Source organism: Maribellus luteus, from assembly GCF_003576475.1.
GTDB lineage: Bacteria > Bacteroidota > Bacteroidia > Bacteroidales > Prolixibacteraceae > Draconibacterium > Draconibacterium luteum.
In genome coordinates, this window is record NZ_QWGR01000011.1 from 127,217 (window position 1) to 149,583 (window position 22,367).

At 44.8% G+C, this 22,367-nt stretch carries 19 protein-coding genes; 7 read left to right on the top strand and 12 right to left on the bottom strand.

Translation table 11 applies throughout. The annotated features are described in order from the left end of the window. Nucleotides 1-224: 224 nt before the first annotated feature. From D1614_RS17180 to D1614_RS17200, 5 genes are all read left to right on the top strand, one after another. Entirely contained in the window at nucleotides 225-782 is a 558-nt protein-coding gene (locus D1614_RS17180) for an RNA polymerase sigma factor (protein ID WP_241558129.1), read from the top strand. Continuing rightward, on the top strand, nucleotides 782-2,218 hold the full coding sequence (locus D1614_RS17185) for an outer membrane beta-barrel protein (protein ID WP_119439206.1): 1,437 nt from the start codon (nucleotides 782-784) through the stop codon (nucleotides 2,216-2,218). The genes D1614_RS17180 and D1614_RS17185 overlap by 1 nt, the downstream gene beginning before the upstream one ends. A gap of 148 nt (nucleotides 2,219-2,366) precedes the next feature. Then, the gene (locus tag D1614_RS17190) at nucleotides 2,367-2,906 is read left to right on the top strand and encodes a hypothetical protein (RefSeq protein WP_175579289.1); all 540 of its coding nucleotides are present in this window, start codon (nucleotides 2,367-2,369) and stop codon (nucleotides 2,904-2,906) included. Between the two features lie 30 nt (nucleotides 2,907-2,936). Next, entirely contained in the window at nucleotides 2,937-3,461 is a 525-nt protein-coding gene (locus D1614_RS17195) for a hypothetical protein (RefSeq protein ID WP_206610062.1), read from the top strand. Between the two features lie 124 nt (nucleotides 3,462-3,585). Then, entirely contained in the window at nucleotides 3,586-4,014 is a 429-nt protein-coding gene (locus tag D1614_RS17200; RefSeq protein ID WP_119439207.1) for a VOC family protein, read from the top strand. Nucleotides 4,015-4,227: 213 nt separating this feature from the next. Here D1614_RS17200 and D1614_RS17205 read toward each other — a convergent pair whose 3' ends face one another. The 9 genes from D1614_RS17205 to D1614_RS17250 all read right to left on the bottom strand — a co-directional run bounded on the left by D1614_RS17205 (nucleotide 4,228) and on the right by D1614_RS17250 (nucleotide 16,057). Next, a complete protein-coding gene (locus tag D1614_RS17205; RefSeq protein WP_119439208.1) occupies nucleotides 4,228-6,258 on the bottom strand; it encodes a transketolase family protein in 2,031 nt (676 codons plus the stop codon). Between the two features lie 222 nt (nucleotides 6,259-6,480). After that, nucleotides 6,481-7,653 carry a 3-phosphoglycerate dehydrogenase family protein gene (locus tag D1614_RS17210; protein WP_119439209.1) on the bottom strand — a complete coding sequence of 391 codons (1,173 nt, stop codon included), beginning with the start codon at nucleotides 7,651-7,653 and terminating at the stop codon, nucleotides 6,481-6,483. A 281-nt stretch (nucleotides 7,654-7,934) separates the two neighbouring features. After that, nucleotides 7,935-8,564 carry a Crp/Fnr family transcriptional regulator gene (locus D1614_RS17215; RefSeq protein WP_119439210.1) on the bottom strand — a complete coding sequence of 210 codons (630 nt, stop codon included), beginning with the start codon at nucleotides 8,562-8,564 and terminating at the stop codon, nucleotides 7,935-7,937. A gap of 459 nt (nucleotides 8,565-9,023) precedes the next feature. Beyond that, nucleotides 9,024-10,184, bottom strand: a complete 1,161-nt coding sequence (gene dnaJ / locus D1614_RS17225; protein WP_119439235.1) for a molecular chaperone DnaJ — start codon at nucleotides 10,182-10,184, stop codon at nucleotides 9,024-9,026. 18 nt (nucleotides 10,185-10,202) lie between these two features. Then, nucleotides 10,203-10,799, bottom strand: a complete 597-nt coding sequence (locus D1614_RS17230; RefSeq protein WP_119439212.1) for a nucleotide exchange factor GrpE — start codon at nucleotides 10,797-10,799, stop codon at nucleotides 10,203-10,205. A gap of 281 nt (nucleotides 10,800-11,080) precedes the next feature. Next, nucleotides 11,081-11,593 (bottom strand): peroxiredoxin family protein, encoded by a 513-nt coding sequence (locus D1614_RS17235; RefSeq protein ID WP_119439213.1) that lies wholly within the window; start codon nucleotides 11,591-11,593, stop codon nucleotides 11,081-11,083. A 98-nt stretch (nucleotides 11,594-11,691) separates the two neighbouring features. Next, on the bottom strand, nucleotides 11,692-12,996 hold the full coding sequence (murA, locus tag D1614_RS17240; protein ID WP_119439214.1) for a UDP-N-acetylglucosamine 1-carboxyvinyltransferase: 1,305 nt from the start codon (nucleotides 12,994-12,996) through the stop codon (nucleotides 11,692-11,694). 29 nt (nucleotides 12,997-13,025) lie between these two features. Further along, nucleotides 13,026-13,613, bottom strand: a complete 588-nt coding sequence (locus D1614_RS17245) for a DUF4290 domain-containing protein (RefSeq protein WP_119439215.1) — start codon at nucleotides 13,611-13,613, stop codon at nucleotides 13,026-13,028. Nucleotides 13,614-13,729: 116 nt separating this feature from the next. Further along, nucleotides 13,730-16,057, bottom strand: coding sequence for an ATP-dependent helicase (locus D1614_RS17250; protein WP_119439216.1), 2,328 nt, complete (start codon nucleotides 16,055-16,057; stop codon nucleotides 13,730-13,732). A 213-nt stretch (nucleotides 16,058-16,270) separates the two neighbouring features. Here D1614_RS17250 and D1614_RS17255 point away from each other — a divergent pair, with 213 nt between their 5' ends. Beyond that, nucleotides 16,271-17,581 carry a T9SS type B sorting domain-containing protein gene (locus D1614_RS17255; protein WP_147384298.1) on the top strand — a complete coding sequence of 437 codons (1,311 nt, stop codon included), beginning with the start codon at nucleotides 16,271-16,273 and terminating at the stop codon, nucleotides 17,579-17,581. 15 nt (nucleotides 17,582-17,596) lie between these two features. Here D1614_RS17255 and D1614_RS17260 read toward each other — a convergent pair whose 3' ends face one another. Both D1614_RS17260 and D1614_RS17265 read right to left on the bottom strand, forming a co-directional pair. Continuing rightward, entirely contained in the window at nucleotides 17,597-18,064 is a 468-nt protein-coding gene (locus D1614_RS17260) for an SRPBCC family protein (protein ID WP_119439218.1), read from the bottom strand. 77 nt (nucleotides 18,065-18,141) lie between these two features. Continuing rightward, nucleotides 18,142-19,092: a DUF7544 domain-containing protein gene (locus D1614_RS17265; protein ID WP_119439219.1), complete on the bottom strand. Its 951-nt coding sequence runs from the start codon at nucleotides 19,090-19,092 to the stop codon at nucleotides 18,142-18,144. 206 nt (nucleotides 19,093-19,298) lie between these two features. Here D1614_RS17265 and D1614_RS17270 point away from each other — a divergent pair, with 206 nt between their 5' ends. Beyond that, nucleotides 19,299-19,889: a hypothetical protein gene (locus D1614_RS17270; RefSeq protein WP_119439220.1), complete on the top strand. Its 591-nt coding sequence runs from the start codon at nucleotides 19,299-19,301 to the stop codon at nucleotides 19,887-19,889. Between the two features lie 240 nt (nucleotides 19,890-20,129). On the opposite strand, the gene fusA2 is transcribed toward D1614_RS17270, so the two are convergent. Further along, nucleotides 20,130-22,283, bottom strand: a complete 2,154-nt coding sequence (fusA2, locus tag D1614_RS17275) for an elongation factor G2 (protein WP_119439221.1) — start codon at nucleotides 22,281-22,283, stop codon at nucleotides 20,130-20,132. Between the last annotated feature and the right edge of the window lie 84 nt (nucleotides 22,284-22,367).

Consider the following 22,367-nt stretch of genomic DNA (forward strand, 5'->3'; position numbering starts at 1 on the left):
TGAATTACAGTGGGAAGACTGGCCGTTTCATTGCCTTTGGTTTTTAGATGAACAGGAATCACCCAAAATCTTTTTTAAGTACTACGCAACCTTTTTGTTCCTGAATCCATCTAAGGGGTGATTTAGTAGTAATAACCGTGTAACCAATTTGCAAATGAAAGGGAGTAGAGACACGATACAAGTCGGCAATATTACTTACTTTTACGGCACATTTGCAATAAACTTTGGAAGACCTGAAACATATAATAGCAGAGTGTGCCTCGGGCAAAATGCGTGCCCAGGAAAAGCTGTACCGCATGTTTGCATCCAAAATGTTTGCAGTATGCCTGCGTTATTCGCGCGATAATGCCGAAGCGGAAGATAACTTGCAGGAAGGCTTTATGAAGGTGTTCGCGAGTATAAAAAGTTTCAGGCACGAGGGTTCTTTTGAAGGCTGGATGAGGAGAATTATGGTAAATGTTTCGCTGGAGAAATTCAGGAAACAACAGGTAATGTATCCGGTGGAAGATGTCTCCATTTATGAAAGTCAGCAATATTCTGACGAGATCATGGATGATATATCGGCACAGGAGCTTATGGAGTTGATCCAGGAATTATCTCCGCGTTACCGCATGGTTTTTAATCTTTATGTGATTGAGGGAATGAATCATGAAGAGATCAGCCGCGAAATGAAGATTAGTGTGGGTACCTCAAAGTCAAACCTGGCACGTGCCCGGGAAATACTGAAGGGAAAGGTGAAAGCACTATACAGTGACAAGGGAAAAAGTAATAATTCGGCTTGATGAATGATAAAATAAATAGGGACCAATTGATTCGCGACAAGTTTGAGAACTTTTCGGTGGAGCCGTCTGCGCATATCTGGACAAATATCCAGGAGCAGATTACTGCCAAACGTAAAAGGACCAGGATGATTTATGTGGGATGGATTTCGGCCGCGGCAGTGGTGGTTTTTGCTTTTATTGCCGGATGGCTGATGAATGACAGGGCCGATAGCAGTTCACGCGAGATGTTAAGTGAGCAGGTGGTTGTTCAGCCGGTAGAAACAGCTCCTGAGAATGCAAATAAGAAACCGATAACAGATAACGAAGAAGTCAGCAGCGGGGAAGCTGACCTGATTCCTGAAACCGTAACGGAAATAACAGAAAACAGACCAGCTGCGTTGTTGGTGGCTGAAAACCCGGTAAGGGAAGAAGACAAAAAATTGGTGTTGACAGAAACCGTTGAACGGGTTTCCTACAGCATGTTGCAAAGTATCCGGGGGTTTGCCAAAGTGGAGAACGAACTTACCCTGGCGCAAAAACACGATGTTTCTTCTGATGATGAAAAGACTCAAACCGTGGATGAAATTAGCGAGGCTGATCGCTTGTTAATTGCAGCCAATGCAAAAGACTATAATAAGAAATCACATTCAGAATCGGCCTGGATCATTGGTGCCAATGTGGCTCCGGGTTATGCTTCACATAAAACTTCCTACAGCAATCAGTACGCCCGTAATTTAAATTACGATTCGAGCGAAGGTTCCGGAAATGTAGGGGGTGGTTTGTCGGTACAATACAAAACCAACGATCGTTTGCGGTTAGAAACCGGAGTTTACTATTCCAAAAACGGCATGAAATCCGGTTCAGCGTCCTCTGATCTTCTTTATTCGGCCAGCCCTTCGCACGATTATACCACGGGGCAACCCGAGAACGTTACAGGTGAAGATAAGTTTACGAATGCCGTTGAATTGCGGCGGGGCGATATCTTAATGAATACGGCTGCGGGGGTGGTAAACATCACCCAAACACCTGCAAATGCCACTCTTGTTTCTTCCAATACCTTGGAGACCGGTGGCTACTCATCTGTAATAAGTACCGAGGGGCGTTTTTCACAAAATTTTGATTTCGTGGAAATTCCGTTGTATCTCCGCTACAATGTGTACGATAAAAAAATAGGGGTCGATATTATGGGAGGTATTAATGCCGGGCTGGTTGTTGGAAACAATGCCTACATTGAAAGTAACGGAAGCAGGCAACGGATAGGAAGCACCGAGGATATTTCGACCCTGAATATTGCCGGTACAGTGGGCGTTGGACTGAATTACGCCATAAGCAAACATATTTCGCTGGCTGTGGAACCTCGATTTAATTATTACCTCAATTCAATCAATACCAATCCCGACGTGGTTTATAAACCGTATCGCCTGGGTTTGCACACGGGTATATATTATCAGTTTTAGCAGGTAGTTCAGCGCATTTTCCATTGATCCCTGCTCCTGAAGATTTTTACGGCTATGTATTTTATGGTGAATTTTGATTGTTAATTTCATTCAATACCATTACTTTAGGTCGGCGAATTTCAAGTTTATGATTGAATAATATCGTGGTATGATGCAGAATACAATACTGATGTTGGCCTTCTTCTGGTTCGTTTTTGTTTCTCCGGTTGATGCGCAACTTCCAAAAGTGCAGGTAAAAGTAGTTACCTGTGTTGAATCTTTGGTGCCGAATGGCGTAGGGCGCTCGCGCATGTTTGAAACCGATCTGGAAGTAAACTACCTGGATTTCACATCCAAACAAACCGACGACAAAGGGGACCGGAATAAGAGTAATCGAAAGGATATCCGGATAAAAGATTACCAGGAAACCAAACTTTTAAACCTTTACAACGAAGGTGGTATTCGTTTCCAGAATCTTGCAACCAACGATGCTCTTATGATGTCGAAGATTAATGACATGCTGGCTCAGGGCTGGGATCTTTTTTATGTGGGAGCCGGTGTCGAGAGTAAAATGATCAACGTCAGTGTAAAAAAGGCGCTTCTGAAAGCCGGGCTTAAAGCGTTGATGGAAGATGACAGTAAAGAAGAAAACAAAAATGACCCTAACGGATTGTATATGACCCGTTATTACTTCATGAAAAAACTATAATAATCTGAAACAAAGTTGAAAATTCTAACTATGAAGAAAATAGCATTGGCAGTCGTCGTAATTATGATGCTTTCATCGTTTGCGCAAGGACAGGATAAGCCTGTTTTCGAGGTGAAAATAATTACAAGTATCGAGTCGATTATTCCCAACGGAATAGGACGTTCGCGTTTAATCTCCACCGATTCGGAAGTTGATTACCGCGAGTTTACAAGTACGCAAACTGAAGAAAACGGCGACCGAAACAAAAGCGACCGCGACGAGATCAGGATTAAAGATTACGATGAAACGAAGTTGCTTAACTTTTTCAATGTGGGAGGTATTCGTTTTCAAAACATTGCATCAAACGACGCATTGCTGACCTCTAAAATCAACCAGATGCTGATGGATGGCTGGGACCTTGCCTTTGTTGTTACCGGGGTTGAAAGTTACGGAGGCACCGATGATTCAAACGGTATTTTTATTACCCGTTATATTTTCAAAAGGGTAAAACCGGCCGAAGAAGCCACAGAATCCGGCGACCCGGTTGAAGTTCCCACTGGTTCGGAGCAGAATTAGTTTTCTTTAAAGCCGGTATTTTCCGGCCATGTGTCGTTGTTATAGTGTTCTGTTCATCAGTCGGTTTGAGAAAACAAATTGGTTTTATACCTTGTTACTGTGTAAAACTTAAAAACCAATCGATATGGCGAAAGTGAATGTTTACCTGTTGTTTAACGGCGACTGCGAAGAGGCTTTCAACTTCTATAAAAAGGCATTTGGGGGAGAGTTTCAAATGATGAGTCGTTTTAAAGACATGCCTCCCACCGAAGGTCAGCTACCCGAGCGCAGTGAATTGTCAGAAAGAATTTTACATGTTTCGCTCCCGATCAGCGAAGAGACTGTTTTAATGGGAAGTGACGGAGGGGGAGACTGGGCCGCTCAACACCGGGTTGGCAATAATTTTTCGGTTTCCATCAGTGCCGAATCCAAAAAAGAAGCCGACAGTTTATTCAATGCCTTATCGGAAGGGGGAGTGGTGACCATGCCCATGCAAAAGACGTTCTGGGGCGAGTATTTCGGTATGTTGGTCGATAAGTTTGAAGTGGGGTGGATGGTTGGCTGGCGATCGTGAGCTTGGGACCGTTTCTGAATGTGAATGGAAATAAAGCAATCATGATCCCGGGGAATCACCAATCGAAATGAAAGTTAAGATGGATACTTCTATCCGGACTTTGTCGGATATTTTACATTCAAAATTGAGAACTGGATATTTTTAAAAATTGACTTTCATAAAAAAAAGGTGCTCCCCGTCGGAAGCACCTCTCACTTATAATTATTTTGCCAATTAGGCTAACATTTGTTTTACCTGTTTGTAAACATTCTCGCCATTGAATCCGAGTTTGTTGTCGAGTACGGTATAAGGAGCAGAGAATCCGAATGATTCCAATCCCCATACTTTGCCGTTTTCTCCTACCAGACCTTCCAGTGTCACTGGTAAACCGGCGGTCATTCCAAAACGTGGAATGCCAAGCGGAAGAACACTGTCCTGGTAATCTTTGGTTTGCGCCCTGAATACACCTTCAGAAGGCACCGAAACTACCTGTACTTTTAATCCGTCCCTTTCTGAAAGCAATTCAGCTCCGGCTACCAAAGTGGCAACTTCAGAGCCGCTGGCCAGAAGTACAACATCGGGTGTTCCTTCAGGTTTGATAACGACATAAGCACCTTTTTCTGCCTGTAGTGCAGCCTGGTAAGCATCGCCTTCTACCGGAAGGTTTTTGATGTTCTGGCGCGAAAGAATCAGTGCCGAAGGAGTGGAAGTATTCTCAAGTGCCATTTTCCAGGCTACCGTTGCTTCGTTGGCATCAGCCGGACGAAGTACCAGTGTACTGTTGTGCCCTTTGTGGTTTTTCAGTTTTTCCATTAAACGGATCTGCGCTTCCTGTTCCACCGGCTGGTGGGTTGGACCGTCTTCTCCTACACGGAAAGCATCGTGTGTCCATACAAATTTAACAGGCAGTTCCATTAAGGCTGATAAACGGAGTGCCGGTTTCATGTAATCGGAGAAAACAAAGAAAGTACCGCAAACCGGAATAACGCCACCGTGCAATGCCATACCGTTCATGATGGCTGCCATGGTAAGTTCGCTTACGCCAGCCTGGAAGAATGAACCGCTGAAATCACCTTTTGTAAAGGCGGTTGTCTTTTTCAGGAATCCATCTGTTTTATCAGAGTTCGACAAGTCGGCTGAAGAAACGATCATGTTTTCGATTTCGTCAGCAAAAGCGGCCAGTACGGTCGACGATGCGGCACGTGTGGCAGTGTTGGCTTTTTGTTCTACTTTGGAAAAGTCGAAAGCAGGAGCTTCTTTTGCGAAGAATTTAACCAGTTTTGCTGCCAGTTCCGGGTTGGCTGCTGCCCATTCGCCCTGCGCTGCTTTTTTAGCTGCGGCAGCTTTGATCAGTTCTGCTTTGCGCTTTTCATACAGTTCTTTTACATCATCAAAAATCACAAACGGATTTTCCGGATTGCCACCCAGGTTCGCGATGGTTTTTTCGAAAGAAGCACCGGCTTCGCCCAACGGCATACCGTGTGTGGCACATTTACGTTCGAAATTGCTGCCGTCGGCCGTTAAAGCACCTTTCCCCATAATCGTTTTACCGATGATCAATGTAGGTCTCTCGGTTTCGGCGTTGGCTTCTTTTAGTGCGGTGCGGATCTGGCCCACATCATTACCTTCAATGGTAATTACTTTCCAGTTCCAGGCTTCGTATTTTTTGGCAGTATCTTCGAGCGATACTGCATCGGTTTCAGTTGATAGCTGAATGTCGTTGGAATCGTAGAACATAATCAGGTTGTTCAAACCCAAAAATCCTGCAATTCGTCCGGCACCCTGAGAAATTTCTTCCTGAACACCGCCGTCCGAAATAAAAGCATAGGTTTTGTGTGCCATCCATTCGCCAAAGCGGGCTACCAGAAAGCGTTCAGCGATTGCTGCACCTACAGCCATAACGTGTCCTTGTCCAAGCGGGCCTGATGTGTTTTCCACGCCGCGGGCTACATCCACTTCAGGGTGCCCGGGAGTGACGCTTCCCCACTGGCGGAAGTTGGCCAGGTCTTCCATGCTGTAAAATCCGCCCAGGGCAAGCACCGAATACAACATCGGAGACATGTGTCCCGGATCCAGGAAAAACCTGTCGCGGTTGGCCCAGTTCATATCTGACGGGTCGTAATTCAAAAATTCAGAATAAAGAATGTGTACAAAATCTGCTCCGCCCATTGCGCCTCCCGGGTGGCCTGATTTTGCTTTTTCAACCATTGACGCAGCGAGGATTCGAATGTTATCGGCTGCTTTTACTTCGATACTTTTACTCATTTTTAAATTTTTAATTCATAAACTATCAGGTATGGACAGGAAGTGCCAAAAATAACAAAAATGGGGGAAGATTAAGTGTCTTATTTACTGAATGATGTTAACGATTCGTTACGATTTAATGCAAGTGGCTGGAACTCATTCTTGTTTAGCTGATTTCCGAAAAACAAAAAAGGGAAGCCTTCCGGAGAAAGAGTTCCCTTTTTACGATATGCAATATTTTTCTTAACTATTCAGAATGCGAACCATGAAAATGCCATCCACTTTCATTAATTCGTCTTTTACAGAAGGATCAATGCTTTTTGATGTTACGTCGATAATGTTGTAAGCAATTTCTTCGTATTTTCGGTTTAACATATGATCGATATTGTGTCCTTTCGCAGCCAATATGCTCGATATCTGGCTTACCATGTTAGGTACATTTCTGTTGGCGATCAGGATACGGGCTCCGCCGGCACGCTCCATTTCGGCAGCGGGGAAATTCACCGAGTTTTTAATGTTTCCGTTTTCGAGGTAATCCTGTACCTGTTCCACGGCCATAATGGCACAGTTGGTTTCCGATTCTTTGGTGGAAGCTCCCAGGTGAGGGATGGAAATAACCTTGTCCATTTTCAGCGTATCTTCATCCGGAAAGTCGGTTACATAGCTGGCTACTTTTCCTGCCTCAATGGCTTCTTTCAGATCGGCGTGATTTACCAGTCCTCCGCGGGCAAAGTTCAGGATCTTCACCCCGTCTTTCATCATGGCAAACTTATCCTTGTTCAAATAACCTTTGGTTTCAGGTGTCAGCGGCACATTAATGGTTACAAAATCGGCTTGCGATAAAAGCACCTGAATGCCTTCCACCCAGGTAACTTCGCGGCTTAGTTTCAGCGCGTGTTTTACCGACATATAGGGGTCGTAACCGATCACTTTCATCCGCAGCGCCGATGCAGCGTTGGCCACCAGCACACCAATGGCTCCCAGACCGATAACAGCCAGTGTCTTTCCTTTGATCTCTTCGCCGGCAAAATTGTTTTTCCCTTTTTCAACCAGCGCACCTACGTTATCACCTTCCCCAATCAATGTTTTAGCCCAGTTTACTGCACCAATGTAATCGCGCGAAGCCATCAGCATTCCCGCAATCACTGCTTCTTTTACTCCGTTGGCGTTGGCCCCGGGAGTATTGAAAACTACAATCCCTTTCTCGGTACATTTATCTACCGGGATATTGTTGACGCCTGCGCCTGCCCTTGCCACCGCTTTCAGCGACGAAGGGAGTTCCATGTCATGCATTTTAAAACTTCTCAGAACGATGGCATCCGGGTTGGGGATTTCGCTGGCGATTTCGTACTGGTCGAGTGGAAAAAGCTTTAACCCGTCCGGGTCAATTTTATTCAAAGTCTGGATTTTGAACATGTGGCTAATATTTAAAGTTGATACTTTCTGTCGATGCAAGTGACAAATATCAGCATTTAATAAATAATTCGTAAGTAAATGCGGGGATTACTTTTCAATATGAAATTAACATTAAACGATTGGAAATAAAAAAAGCCAGACTCTACAGTCTGGCTAATCAACCTTCAACTACTAACCGATTTTATAACCCAAAAAATTATGAAACAATAGTTATGAACAATGTATTCTTGTATTGTTTACGCAAATAAATAAAGACTTTTAGTTCCTGTATGTAATCTAAGTCACACAAGCGCGGAAAAATCAATAAAATTTCGGGATTGTTCTATTTTCCCGTCTTTTTCGAGTTTTTTAAGTAAGCGGGAAATGACCTCGCGCGATGAGTTGAGTTGTAAAGCCAGGGTTTGGTGCGTGCCTGAGAAGGTTGTTGCGCCTGATTTTTTGTACCTGTCGATGAAAAATTTTTCCAGGCGTTCGTCCAGTTTCATAAAAGCCACTGCATCCAGTGCATCAATCAGTTCACGAAAGCGGTTTTGGTAGGTTTGCATCACAAATTGTTTCCAAAGCGGATAACGGCTGATCCACGAATCCAGCATTTCAACCGGAATGAGCAGTACCTCGGTTTCTTCTTCGGCCACAGCGTTCAAATCGCTTACCTGGCGGGTCATGCAGCAGGTGAGCGACATGGCGCAAACATCGTTTCCTTTGAGGTAGTAGAGCAGCAATTCGTTGCCGTTATCGCTGGTGCGCGAAACCCGGATTAAACCGCTTAGCACAAGCGGAAAGCTGGAGATAAACTGCCCCTCGCGAATCAGTGATTCGTTGGCCTGAAAAGTTTTTCTTACCGCTATGCGGGCGATTTCTTTTTGTAGCTCAGGTTCCAGAAAATTATATTGTTTTATAAAATCTTCCACAGTAGTTGAAACGTTGTCAACAAATTTAATTGAGATACCGGGTTTTCCAAAAAAAATGACCGTTAAGTGTATTAAACAGAATAATTATAAGGAAGGTCTCCGTGTCACATGCTTTTGGGCTTTCCGATGACACAAAATAAGATCAAAAACAGACTGCCGGAACTTTCCGAAGATCAGAACCCAATTGAAAATAAACTGTCGGTACTTTCCGAAACCCTGAATCCGGAAAGGAACAACCTTTCGGAATCGTCCGAAACCCTGCCCCTGCCAAAGTTGACACTTTCGGAGCCTCCCGCTAAGCTGTTTTTTCTCCGGTTCGGGCTTTCGGGAATGTCCGCTTACCGGAAAACGATTGAACGTTTAATTCTGCTGAAGTTCTGAACCATGGAAACGATCCCAGCAAAAAGAGCCGCTCTTTCAGGTAAGAGCGGCTCTTTTGTATTCTTTTGAATGGATTGTTTATTCAAACATATCCCTCATTTTGGCAAAAAATGATTTTTCGGAACTGGATGGTCCTTCCTGGAACCCCGGAGAACTTTGTAGTTTTTCCAGCATCCGTTTTTCTTCGTTGCTTAGTTTTTTAGGAATCCAAACGTGTACACGCACCAAAAGATCGCCCCGGCCGTATCCGTTTACATCCGGAATTCCTTTACCACGCAGGCGAAGAATTTTCTCGGGCTGAGTTCCGGCTTCTATTTTCACTTTTACTTTTCCTTCCACTGTTGGTATTTCAGCAGTGGTTCCCAGCGTAATGTCGGGGAACGAGAGGAAAAGGTTGTGGATAAGGTTGTTCCCGTCGCGCACCAGTTCTTCGTGGTCTTCCTCGGTGATAACCACCAGCAGGTCGCCGTTGATACCGCCGCGGCGCCCCAGGTTTCCTTTTCCCGAAACATTCAGCTGCATGCCTTCTCCAACCCCGGCCGGTATTTTGATGTTGATCACTTCTTCGTCGCGCACCACGCCTTCTCCGGCACAGTGGTTACATTTGTCGGTGATCATTTTACCATCGCCCTGACAGGTAGGACAGGTGGAGGTGGTTTGCATTTGCCCCAGCAGCGTATGCTGGATACGCGTTACCTGTCCGTTTCCGCCACAGGTGTTGCAGGTGGTGTACGACGAACCGTTTTTGGCGCCCGTGCCGTTGCAATGCTGGCACGCCACGTATTTTTTTACCTTGATCTTTTTTTCAACGCCGTTCACAATCTCGTTAAGGTTCAGTTTTACCTTCACCCGCAGGTCGGAACCCCGGCTGACACGTCGTCCGCCCCGGCCCCGGCTGCTTCCGCCAAAACCACCAAAACCGCCAAAGTGACCGCCAAATATATCGCCGAAAGCAGAGAAAATGTCTTCAATATCTGAAAAACCTCCACCACTATAGCCACCTCCGGCAGCGCCACCTACACCGGCATGGCCGAATTGGTCGTAGCGTTGTTTCTTTTCCGGATTGCTCAACACCTCGTAGGCTTCGGCAGCTTCCTTAAATTTCTCTTCAGCTTCGTGGTTCCCCGGGTTTTTGTCGGGGTGAAACTGAATGGCCTTTTTCCGGTAGGCCTTTTTTATTTCCTCCGGTGTGGCGGTTTTGCTTACTTCCAGTACTTCGTAATAATCTCTTTTTGCCATTTCCCTGATTTCTCCCAATTATTCTCCGATTACAACTTTGGCAAACCGGATTACCTTTTCGTTCAGGCAGTAGCCCTTTTGTATCACATCCACTACTTTTCCTTTCAACTCTTTTGAGGGAGCCGGAATTTTTGTAATGGCTTCGTGCAGATCCACATCAAACACCTCGTTTTGAGCTTCGATCTCTTTCACGTTGTTTTGTTTCAGGAATTCCTTGAACTTGTTGTAAATCAATAAAGTTCCTTGTTTTCCTGCATCTTCGTCTGCCACTTCTTTCAGTGAATCAATCGCTCTTTCAAAATCGTCGATCACCGGAAGGATGTTTACCAACACGGTCTCGCCACCCGATTTAATGAGGTCGGCCTTTTCCTTCAGGGTTCTTTTTCTGAAGTTGTCGAATTCGGCCTGCAAGCGAAGGTGTCTGTCCTTCATCTCGTCAAGTTTGGCCGTTAATTCTTCCATTTCTACTTCGTGTTTATCCTTCTTGCCTTTTTTCTTTTTATCCGATTTTTCTTCGGCAGCGTGCTCCGTCTGCGCGCTGTTGTCTGCTGTTTCCTGATTGGTATCTTTTACTTCTTCCGAAGTGGTTTCATTTGAAATTTTTTCTTCTGCCATTTTTACCCTTTTTTCTGAATTTGTCCATCAAAAATGTCATATAATTTTAATCGTCGGTCTTTTTCCCGGGTTTCTTTTTATTGAAACGAAAAAAGCTCCACTACAAATATCCCGTAATTACCTGGTTTCTTTGGCGGAAACAGTAAATACGGGGTAAATTGCTACGCTTGTATTGCAAATAGTTTGCCATGCAAATATAAAAGACAAATTGACACCCGACAGAAGCGTCAAGTGTCAATTTGCATGAATTCGTTTATTCTTAAAATAGTCTCTTTTTCAGCCTATTTCAGGTATTTGTCGAGGGCAGCTTCGAGGGCCGGCCCGCGCAGGTCTTTAGCGATAATTACACCGTTCTCATCCAAAAGGAAATTTGAAGGTACGCTTCTGATCCGGTAAATGGCTGCCAGTTTCGAATTCCATCCACCCAGGTCGCTGATGTGGTAAGGCCAGTCGAGTTTATCCTGTTTAATGGCTGCTTTCCATTGGTCAGCGGTACGGTCGAGCGAAACATTAAAAACAACAAAACCTTTACCTACGGTGAATTTTTTGTCTTTGTAGTGGTTGTAAGCTTTTACCACGTTGGGATTTTCCCTCCTACAGGGAGGGCACCAGCCAGCCCAAAAATCAAGCAGTACAACCTTCCCCTTTGTATCCGAAAGTTTAATGGTTTTCCCGTCGGGGCTTGTGCCTACCAGTTCGGGCGCTTTATTGCCAATTCCGGTTCCGAGTTGCTGGGCATCCAGTCCTGCTGTTCCCAGAAACAAAACGACGATGATAAGTGCTAATTTCTTCATTTCCTGTTTCAATATTTATAAGATATCAAAAATAAATAATCTGACTTTAGTAACGGAAAAGCTTACGTTTTGTTCTTTCACGCCTTTTCTTTTGACGATCAGATCCGGGTGATTTTTGCACCCAGTGCATTTAACCTTCCGTCGATGTTTTCGTAGCCTCTGTCGATTTGTTCGATGTTGTCGATCAGGCTGGTGCCTTTGGCCGACATGGCAGCAATCAACAGGGCAATCCCTGCACGAATATCGGGCGATACCATTTTGGTGGCACGAAGGCTGTGTTTGCGGTCGAGCCCGATGACAGTGGCGCGGTGCGGATCGCAAAGAATGATTTGCGCGCCCATGTCGATCAGTTTGTCCACAAAGAACAAGCGGCTTTCAAACATCTTTTGATGAATGAGCACACTTCCTTTTGCCTGCGTGGCCACTACCAGGAAAACACTCAGTAAGTCGGGTGTAAGTCCCGGCCACGGTGCATCGGCAATGGTCATAATCGATCCATCGATATAAGATTCTATTTCGTAGTGGTCGGTATCTTTGATCAACAGGTCGTCGCCCACCTGCGCAACATTGATCCCAAGTCTTCTGAACGATTCGGGAATAATACCCAAATGTTCGATCCCAACGTTTTTAATACAGATCTCGGAAGCGGTCATGGCAGCGAGGCCAATAAAACTTCCTACCTCGATCATGTCGGGAAGAATCCGGTGTTTGCAGCCTTTCAGCGAGCTAACTCCTTCAATGGTTAGAAGGTTGGAACCTATTCCGCTGATTTTTGCACCCATCGAAACCAGCATTTTGCACAGTTGCTGCAGGTAAGGTTCGCAGGCGGCGTTGTAAATGGTGGTGATTCCTTCGGCCAGTACAGCAGCCATAACAATGTTGGCCGTTCCGGTAACCGAAGCTTCGTCAAGCAACATATAGCTGCCGGTCAGTTTCTGTGCCGAAACCAGGTACCACTGGTTTTCCTTGTCGAAGGTAAATTCGGCCCCCAGTTTCTGAAGCCCGATAAAATGGGTGTCCACTCTTCGGCGGCCAATTTTGTCGCCTCCGGGCTGCGGAATAAAACCTTGTCCGAAACGCGCCAAAAGCGGACCGATGATCATGATCGATCCCCGCAAACCAATGGCTTGTTGTGTATACTCCGGGCTTTTTAAAAACTCCAGGTTAACTTTGGAAGCATTGAAACGGTATTGTCCCACTCCAAGTCTTTCTGTTTTCACACCCAGGTTTCCCAGAATTTCGATCAGTTTCAACACGTCGCGGATTTCCGGAATGTTGTCGATAAAAACATCCTGATCGGTTAACAAAGCGGCACAAATAACCTGGAGTGCTTCATTTTTTGCTCCCTGCGGTTCAATATCTCCTTTTAACGAGTAGCCTCCTTCAATCTTAAAAGTTGACATAAGTTTTTGGGATTTGAGAATGAAAACGGCTATTTCTTCTTTTTATTCGGAATTGGCTTCTTCTTTTTCCCTACTAGTGTTTTGGTATCGGCCAGGTGCATTCCTTCTCTGATGACCAGCTTCCCTTCTGACAGTTCTTCCAGATCGCCAAAAATCTTTTCGTCTTCCACGGCGTCTTTGTTCCAGGCCAGGTACGATTTTTTCATTTGGTTGGCAATCTGCGCAATCATGATTTCGCGTTCTTCTCCTTCATATTTCTCAGCTTCCTTTATCAGTAATTCCATGGTTCTTCCATAGTGTTTGTACTTAATATAGTGCTGGTTGTAAGGAACTTTATTGGGTTTTTCCAACAGGCTGTCGGGTGTTGGCGGTTCGTACGGATAATCAATATCCAGTTTGAAGTCGGCCATAATAGCGAGGTGATCCCACAGTTTATGGTTGAACTCCGGAACATCACGAAGGAAAGGATAAAGGTTGCCCATTACATCGATCACGGTTTGTGCCGATTTGTTCCTTTTTTCGCGGTCTTCAATGGTCATCAAATAGTCGACCATGTTTTGTATATTCCTCCCGTATTCAGGAAGGGCTAGTTTTTTTCTTTTCGAATTGTAATCCATCTAAAAAATCTTAAGTGATGTTTAATCTTCGTGTAAATGTAGGAATTGTTCCGAAGTGATGCTGCAAAGCTAATGATTTCCTGTCAATTCGCGAATATTTTTCATCGAAAGCCTGTTTAGCTTTTGATCCGGAGTTTGGCAAATTTTAAAAGCAATTGCTTTTGTCCGGTTGTTCGGAAAAATACAGTCGCCTTTAGATCGGGTGCAATGCCTTCAATTTTCAGAACTTTTCCTTCACCAAAACGCTGGTGTTGTACCGTCATGCCAGCCTGGATTTTTCCTGGATCGTCTCCCTGGAATGTATCCTGTGCGCGGCCGCTTTCTTTGAGAGAAACGAGTTTCTTGTTTAAAATGTTTTGCGACTCGCGTGTTTTAAAGGAAGAAGATGGCTGCCTTTGTGCAAAACGCTGTGCCGGACTGCTGTACGACACGTTGCTTTGTTCGGCAGAGGCTCTTCCCGAAACTCCTGTTGGAACTTGTCCTTCGGTGTAACGTTCATCCAGTTCTTCGAGAAAACGGCTGGGGGTGCAAAAATCGAGGTTACCCCAGCGGTAGCGCTGGTTGGCATACGAAAGCCAGGCATTTTCTTCGGCACGGGTAAGGGCTACATAAAACAAACGGCGTTCTTCCTCGAGCGATTCCTGCGTGGCCTTTTCGCCCTGACGTTGCGAAGGGAAGAGGTTTTCTTCCATCCCCACGATAAAAACATTTTTGAACTCAAGCCCTTTGGCCGAATGCACGGTCATCAGGGTTACCTTGTTCTTTTCCTCGTCTTTTTCGTTGTCCTGGTCGGTGAGCAAAGCCACATCTTCCAGGTAATTTTCCAGTTTATCCGGATCGCCCTGTTCTTTGGCTGAAATTGAAAACTCCTGGATACCGTTCAGTAATTCCTGGATGTTTTCGTGGCGGCTAAGTCCTTCGGGCGATTTATCGTTATACAGGTCTTTTAAAATACCCGTTTGCTCGGCAATGGTTTTGGCGGTTTCAAAAGCATCGCTTTCCTGCGATAGTTTTTGGAAACGGTCGATCAGGGCAACAAAACCCATCAGCTTTGTTGCGGTGCCTTTGTTTACCTGCGAGTGGTTGATTTCAGGAAGTGCGGTAAGAACTCTCCAAATCGAGGTTTCGTTGCTCACTGCCGAAACTTCGAGCTTGCCAACGGTTGTTTGCCCAATTCCGCGCGCCGGGTAATTGATGATCCGTTTTAGCGCTTCGTTGTCGTCGGGGTTAATGGTCATCCTGAAATAGCTCAGCAGGTCTTTGATTTCTTTCCGCTGGTAGAAACTCAGGCCTCCATAAATTTTATAGGGGATGTTTCTTTTTCGCAGCGACTCTTCAAAAATCCTCGACTGCGCATTGGTGCGGTAAAGAATGGCAAAATCTTCAAACTGGTAATGATCGCGCAGTTGAAGCTGTGAAATTTCCTGTGCCACCAGAAATCCTTCTTCGTTGTCGGTGAGTGCCGAAAGGATTTTGATGGGTTTACCCAGAGCATTTTCAGAGAAAACGTTTTTGGGTATTTGTTTTTTATTCCTGGCAATGATGCTGTTGGCCGCGTTCACAATCGTCTGCGTGGAACGGTAGTTTTGCTCCAGTTTGAATACCCGGTGATCGGGGTAGTCGTTTTTGAAATTGAGAATGTTTTCGATACGCGCCCCCCGAAACGAATAGATACTTTGTGCATCGTCGCCCACCACACAAATGTTGTTGTGTTTGGCCGCCAGTTTTTTGATGATCAGGTATTGCGAGTAGTTGGTATCCTGGTACTCGTCTACCAACACATAGCCAAAACGTTCCTGGTATTTCTTCAGAATTTCTTCATGATCTCGAAACAGAAGATTGGTAATAAGCAGCAGGTCGTCAAAGTCCATCGAGCCCGACAAACGGCATCTCTTTGCATATTCCTTGTAAATTTCCGAGATAGCCGGCATGCGCATGTTTTTGTCTGCCGAACGGATCTCTGGCGAATTGGCGTATGCCATCGGGGTAATGAGGTTGTTTTTCGCCATCGAAATTCGGCTGGCCACCACATTGGGTTTATACGTTTTGTCATCAAGCTGAAAATCCTTGATAATGGTTTTTATCAGGCTTTTGCTGTCGGAGCTGTCGTAAATGGTAAAGTTGGACGGATAACCGATGGTTTCGTGCTCTGCCCTTAAAATGCGAGAGAAAATACTGTGAAATGTTCCCATCCACAAGTAGCGGGCAACGTTTTCGCCGGCAACGCGGCCAATCCTGTCTTTCATTTCGCGGGCTGCCTTGTTGGTAAAAGTAAGCGCGAGAATGTTCGACGGGCGGGCACCCTGTTTTAGCAAATGGGCAATCCGGTAAGTCAGAACCCTTGTTTTTCCCGAGCCTGCACCGGCAATCACCAACGACGGGCCTTCGGTGCGTACCACCGCTTCCCGCTGAACTTCATTTAATTCTTTTAAATAATCGAGCACGTTTTATCCTTTCTGTTCAAAGCCACAAAAATAGAGTATGTATATCTAATCACCTTATTTCGCAGTGGCTTTTATCAACAAATTATCCGGCCGGCCGGTTCATCTTGCTTTTTATTGCCCGTTGGAGGCGGCACTAAGTCCTGATTTTTTGGCGGCTGCACGCAATTAAATAAAATTTATACGTTAATATTGTATCTCAAAGAAGAAGGTTTTATGAAGAGAAGTCTCTATTTGGCAGGAATTCTGATTTTGTTTTCTCAACTTTTGAACGCGCAAATCACGGCTCCGCAATCCACTGGCAGCGATGTAACCCAATATCCTGCTTTTTTGGAAAATGATAGCATTTTCATTTTTTGCACCACAGATTCTTTATCCGAAGTTGGGGCGCTTGCCGTTTCAACTGCTTTGGAGGGAACAAAAACCTTTCTTTGGGAAAAATACAACGAGGAAACCGCAGCCTTCGAGTTTTTTGCGCAGGAAAGTTCCGATGCCGCTTCGCACCAGATCAGCAATTTGGGGAATGGCTGTTACCGTGCTACGGTTACGCTTGGAAGTACCACCAATATACACCGGGCCTGGGTTTTTAATAACTGGGCCCTTGCCGAAGGATCTGTTGCAAGTTCTGATTGTGAGTCTTTCAGCCTTGCCGGTACATTCAGGGCAGCCACACTTACCTATTACGATTTAAGTGACAACACTCCGGTAGACCTGTTCAAAGATGTAAAAGTTCAATGGCTGGATGGTTCGGAGGTGGTAAGTACCCTGTTAAATCCTGAGTTTTTTGATCCGCCTGCAGAAGACGGGAATTTCACGTTGCGGGTGTACGATAAGTACGGTTGCGAAGCGCGGTCAACGGTTGCTTATGAATCGCTGGTGACCCAAGCAGAATTTACGGTTCAAGCCAATTGGACAAATCCTGGCGGTTTGGTAGGAGAAGCTCCGTTAACAGTAACATTTACCAATACATCAAAAAATGCTACCCCGGGCTATTACGAATGGTTCTTTTACCGCGATATGGATGAAATAACCGAAGAATCGCAGGGAGCCAGTGAACCTGTAGACAGCATTCTGATTGTTGCTTATGACGATTCGCCTATCTATACCTATCAGAGTTCCGGGAGATACCTGGTGAAACTTGTGGCCAAAAAAGTAACGCAAACACATACCTGTGTGGATACTTTCGCGCTCGAAAAATTAATTGTGGCAGATACTTCGTCAATAATTGTCCCCAATGTATTTACTCCGAATAATGGCGATGATGTTAATAATGAGTTCAAAATCAAGTTTTGGTCGATGAAAAGTATCGAAATTACTATTGTTAATCGTTGGGGTAAACGAGTTCATTATTGGCGAAGTGGTGATATTCAGGACCCTGAGAACGCAAGGGTTGAAGCTGTTTGGGATGGTACAATCAATGGGAGGAATGCAAGTCCCGGTGTGTATTACTACGATGTGGTAGGCCGTGGCCGCGACGGGCGAAAACAGACCAAGCACGGCTTTCTTCATCTTTTCAGGAATAAATAATTCAGGTATTTTCTTTTAAACATCCTGTTTCCCGAACATGGTTTCGAGAGCGGCTTTTCTGTACGCAAAAATCTGTGCTAGTTTCTTTTTAATGATCAGCCGGTTGGCAATGGCCCCCAAAAAGCCAAGTGGCGGCTGGTACGATATAATATCCATCATTTCAACGCCTCCCGGTACTTCTTTCAGGAAATGTTCGTGGTGCCACATTTGGTAGGGCCCGATTCTCTGTTCGTCAACAAAATAGTGCTTTTCTTTTACGTGCGTGATTTCAGTAACCCAGGTCGTGGGGATGTTAAACAGCGGTTTTACCTTGTAACTAATGATTTGCCCGGGATACATTTCTCCTTCAGATTCCGAAGTAATCGTAAAATCCATACCGGGAGGTGTGATTTTGCTCAGATTGGCCGGATTGGAGATAAAGTTCCAAACCTGGTCTAAACCTGCCGGAATAAGTTGTTTTTGCCTGAATTGATAGAATCCCATTTGTTTAATATTCTTTTTGAATAGATAAACAAAGTGGGGTAGAATAAGTTGAATGTAAGCAAAATGTTCCAGCTAGCTCATGATTCCTCAATGATGGGAAGCACCTCCTCTTCCTCGTTTGGGAATACATTGAAATCATCTCCGAACTGGGCCAGAAACTCAATGCTTAAAGCCCGGTAGGTATAACTAACCGGCAGAAGCATTACGGTTCCGATGTATGGAATGGCAAGCAATAAAAGCCCGATGCAACAGGTAACCAGGGCGAGGAACAGGACGCCGATTCCAACCGCTATACTCAGGATGAAAATAAAGAACCCGTATCCGATAAAGGAAAAAAAGTACCTCCCAAACAACGACAGAAATTTTCCCCATGCACGAAGTACGCCTATGCGGTGTTTGTACATAATGGGCACCACAAAATCTTTCAGAAACAAAGAAGCAAAGCCCATGGTGAGTAAATAGGCGATCAGAAGTAAAATCATTTGCGCAATGGCCCAAAAGATGGCAACGTTGGTAAAATCGCCGTAGTATAGTTCTTTGGCTGACAGAAAGCAGTAAGCGAGAAAACAGCCAAAAAGTACGATGGAGAGCCACCCAAAGAAAAGCTGGAACAAAAACAGGGAATTTCCTTCTTTCCGGTACTCGTACCATGGCTGGCTGATGTCTGACTTTTCCTGGGCCACATTGTGCAGGAACATAAACTTCCCGCGGCTGCTGACCCAGATAAACACACTGATTACAACAATCAGGAAAACAATGCCGGCGATAATGAGGTTGGCCCACAAAGGATGGGTAGAAAACCAGTCCCAGGCGTTTTGCGGGAAACTGAAAAAATCATCGAAGCCATGAGAGTGAGAGTTGTAGTTGGAATGATTGCCTCCAGAGCTTCCTCCTTCACAGTCGGTGAGTCCGGCAAGCCAGGCGGTAAAACCAATGCGAAACCATTTATTCAAATCAAAAGGTTGAAACAAGGCTTTTTTCATGCGTTGGAAGCCAAGAGACAAGGGACGGCTGTAGCTTATGTTCATAACGGTAGGTGTTGATCGTTTGCAAATTACATTTTTTGATTGAACGGGAAAAGAACTTTTTCCCTAAAGTTTTTGGGCTGAAATGCAGCCGAAAAAGCTGAACTCTTTGTAATTAGAATTTCCAACCGTAATCAGGGACTTGTTTTCTTGTTTTTTGGGCAACAAGGCTTATATTTATTCGTTGATAGTGTATTCAAATATGCCGTATGAAGAGATTATTATTTTTGACCATTTTATTTACCTCCCTGATTTTTGACACATTCGCTAAAGACACCAATGCCTGGAAGCAGGAGAAGAGTTTGGAGCAGCAATACGAAGTTTTTAAGGAAAATCTGAACTTTTGGAGTGGGAATTATTTTATGAGCCCAACCCAGCTCGACCAGTTTCACGGAGCTATGACCGATACCATTGCGCGCCTGCAGAAAGAAGTGAACAACGGATTAAGTAAAATTGATCAGCAAAAACAGGAGCTGGTAGCCAAGCAAGCATTGGTGAACGAAACGCAGCAAAAACTGGATGAAAGTATCCGGGATCAAAATTCGATCAATGTGCTGGGAGCACGAATAAATAAAAACGCTTATTCCACGGTCATGTATCTTTTTATCGTAGGAGTGCTGGTGCTGGCGGGTGTGATGTACATGATGTTTCAGCGGAGCCACAAAATTACCCGGCAAACTAAGAAAGAGTACGACGAGTTAAAAGCAGAGTACGAAGAGCACAAAAAAGTGGCATTGGACCGCTACACCAAAATCAACATGGAACTTCATAAAACCAGGTTGGAACTTCAAAAGAAATAAATCTGTACGATAGTCTGAAAGGGGAGTGATTGCACTCGCTTTGCCGAATCATTTAAACTGTTCAACATCCGGGAGGTGAAGTTGCCAATTTAGGTATGTACTTTCTGTGTGTATTTAACTGCGAATGGGAGAGTTTGTTTGAGGGCTTGATTGCACCGGCCGGTATCTAAAATGGAAAACCCCGATTCATCAATTGACGAACCGGGGAATTTCGTATAGTAAAATGGATTAGAAAATGGTCTATTCTTCTTCCTGCTCTGCTTCGTAAGCTTTCAGCAGTTCGTCCTGTACATCGGCAGGAACTTTTTCATATCCGTCGAAAGCGATGGCAAATACTCCGCGGCCACCGGTAATCGAACTCAGCGAAGTGGTATACTTGTTCATTTCCTTTAACGGCACTTTGGCAGATATTTTTTCCATTCCGTGTTCAGAGCCCATACCCATGATCATGGCACGGCGCCCCTGCAGGTCACTCATGGCATCACCCATTCTGTCAGACGGAACCCAAACTTCGAGGTTGTAGATCGGTTCCAGGATTTTTGGAGCGGCGTTTTTGAAAGCCATGCTAAAGGCATTACGACCGGCGAGTTTGAACGAGATTTCGTTCGAGTCAACCGGGTGCATTTTACCGTCGTAAACATAAACGATAATATCGCGTGCATACGAACCTGTCAGCGGGCCTTCTTCCATTTTTTCCATGATTCCCTTCAGAATGGCAGGAAGGAAGCGGGCGTCGATTGATCCACCAACAATACAGTTGGCAAAAACAAGTTTTCCACCCCAGGAAAGTTTGTGTTCTTCAACGGCACGTACCGAAAGTTTTTGCTCCTTATCGCCAAATTTGAACATCGATTTTGGCGCTGCACCTTCATTGTAAGGTTCAATAATCAGGTGTACTTCACCAAACTGTCCGGCACCTCCCGATTGTTTTTTATGACGGTAATCGGCCTGGGCAGGCTTGGTAATGGTTTCGCGGTACGGAATTCTCGGAGCCAGGTAATTCACTTCAATTTTATGAATAGTGTCGAAATACCATTTCAACACATTCATGTGGTATTCGCCTTGTCCGTGCACCAACAATTGTTTTAATTCTTTTGAATATTCAACAACAAATGTCGGGTCTTCGTATTTTATTTTATTTAATACTTCTCCTACTTTCTCATCGTCCGAATCATTGACTGCTTTAACAGCTACCGTATGACGGGGAGTCGGGAACTGAATCGGTTCAAATACCGTCCCGGCTTCTTTTAACGAAAGCGTATGGTTGTATTTGGTTTCTTTCAGCTTAACGGTGCAGCCAATATCGCCGGCTACCAGCTCGTCCACTTTTTCGCGGTTTTTACCGGCCGAAACAAAAACTTGCGAAAGACGTTCCTTGTTGCCTGATTTTGAATTGACCAGGTCCATGCCTTCTTTCACTGTTCCTGACATTACTTTGAAGAAAGTGATCTCTCCAACGTGAGGTTCAACCGAAGTTTTGAATACAAACAGGCTGGGCGAGTCTGCTGCATCCATTTTCACTTCTTTCCCTTTAATAATGGGGCGTAATTTCTTTTCATACGGAGCAGGCGCAATGTTGGTAATGAATTCCATTAAACGGGCCACTCCGATGCCTTTTTTGGCCGTGGTGCAGAACACCGGGTACAAGCTTCTGGCCAGCATGCCCAGCTTGATCCCTTTCCGCATTTCGTCCTCTGTTAAAGAGCCTTTGTCGAAATACAGTTCCATCAAAGCTTCTTCGTTCTCTGCGGCTTTTTCCACCAGCTCGTTGTGAAGCTCATCTGCACGGTCTTTTTCCGAATCCGGAATATCTAAAACTTCCACTTTCCCGTCTTTCGAATATTTGTACATTTTCATTTTCAGTACATCGATAATCGACGAAAAGTTAGGGCCGGCATCTACCGGATATTGTACAATGGTGGTTTTACCCCCAAAAATATTTTTACACTCTTCCAGAGTGTTTTCGTAGTTCGAGTTGTCGTGATCCAGTTGGTTGAAAACAAGAATCAGCGGAGTATGTGCCTTGCTGGCATGACGAATGGCCGCTTCTGTGCCGGCTTCAATACCGCTGGTGGTATTAATGGTTAACAGGCCCAGGGCAGTTACACTAAGTGCAGAAACAACCCCTCCGCACAATTCATCCATCCCGGGAGTATCAATAATATTGATCTTTTTCCCGTTGAATTCGGTGTACAATAATGTAGAAAAAACAGAATTGCCATAATCCTGTTCTATCTGGTTGTAATCTGAAACTGTATTTTTTGAGGTTACTTCACCTCTGCGACTTATAACTCCACCCTCGAACAGCATAGCTTCTGCGAGGGTGGTTTTCCCACTGCCGGCATTACCAAGTAAAGCAATGTTCCGGATTTCTTCCGTTTTATAGACTTTCATTCTATTTTAGTTTTATTGGTTATTGATTCTCGCTTGAACTTCTTGTTTTCGAAGCAAGGACACCAAAAATAGCAATATTTTGCA

Excerpts from the sequence above, each read along its gene's own strand:
- D1614_RS17185 (WP_119439206.1), top strand. The coding sequence starts at position 782 with ATGAATGATAAAATAAATAGGGACCAATTGATTCGCGACAAGTTTGAG.
- D1614_RS17190 (WP_175579289.1), top strand. The coding sequence starts at position 2,367 with ATGATGCAGAATACAATACTGATGTTGGCCTTCTTCTGGTTCGTTTTT.
- D1614_RS17195 (WP_206610062.1), top strand. The coding sequence starts at position 2,937 with ATGAAGAAAATAGCATTGGCAGTCGTCGTAATTATGATGCTTTCATCG.
- D1614_RS17200 (WP_119439207.1), top strand. The coding sequence starts at position 3,586 with ATGGCGAAAGTGAATGTTTACCTGTTGTTTAACGGCGACTGCGAAGAG.
- D1614_RS17205 (WP_119439208.1), bottom strand. The coding sequence starts at position 6,258 with ATGAGTAAAAGTATCGAAGTAAAAGCAGCCGATAACATTCGAATCCTC.
- D1614_RS17210 (WP_119439209.1), bottom strand. The coding sequence starts at position 7,653 with ATGTTCAAAATCCAGACTTTGAATAAAATTGACCCGGACGGGTTAAAG.
- dnaJ (WP_119439235.1), bottom strand. The coding sequence starts at position 10,184 with ATGGCAAAAAGAGATTATTACGAAGTACTGGAAGTAAGCAAAACCGCC.
- D1614_RS17230 (WP_119439212.1), bottom strand. The coding sequence starts at position 10,799 with ATGGCAGAAGAAAAAATTTCAAATGAAACCACTTCGGAAGAAGTAAAA.
- D1614_RS17235 (WP_119439213.1), bottom strand. The coding sequence starts at position 11,593 with ATGAAGAAATTAGCACTTATCATCGTCGTTTTGTTTCTGGGAACAGCA.
- murA (WP_119439214.1), bottom strand. The coding sequence starts at position 12,996 with ATGTCAACTTTTAAGATTGAAGGAGGCTACTCGTTAAAAGGAGATATT.
- D1614_RS17245 (WP_119439215.1), bottom strand. The coding sequence starts at position 13,613 with ATGGATTACAATTCGAAAAGAAAAAAACTAGCCCTTCCTGAATACGGG.
- D1614_RS17255 (WP_147384298.1), top strand. The coding sequence starts at position 16,271 with ATGAAGAGAAGTCTCTATTTGGCAGGAATTCTGATTTTGTTTTCTCAA.
- D1614_RS17260 (WP_119439218.1), bottom strand. The coding sequence starts at position 18,064 with ATGGGATTCTATCAATTCAGGCAAAAACAACTTATTCCGGCAGGTTTA.
- D1614_RS17265 (WP_119439219.1), bottom strand. The coding sequence starts at position 19,092 with ATGAACATAAGCTACAGCCGTCCCTTGTCTCTTGGCTTCCAACGCATG.
- D1614_RS17270 (WP_119439220.1), top strand. The coding sequence starts at position 19,299 with ATGAAGAGATTATTATTTTTGACCATTTTATTTACCTCCCTGATTTTT.
- fusA2 (WP_119439221.1), bottom strand. The coding sequence starts at position 22,283 with ATGAAAGTCTATAAAACGGAAGAAATCCGGAACATTGCTTTACTTGGT.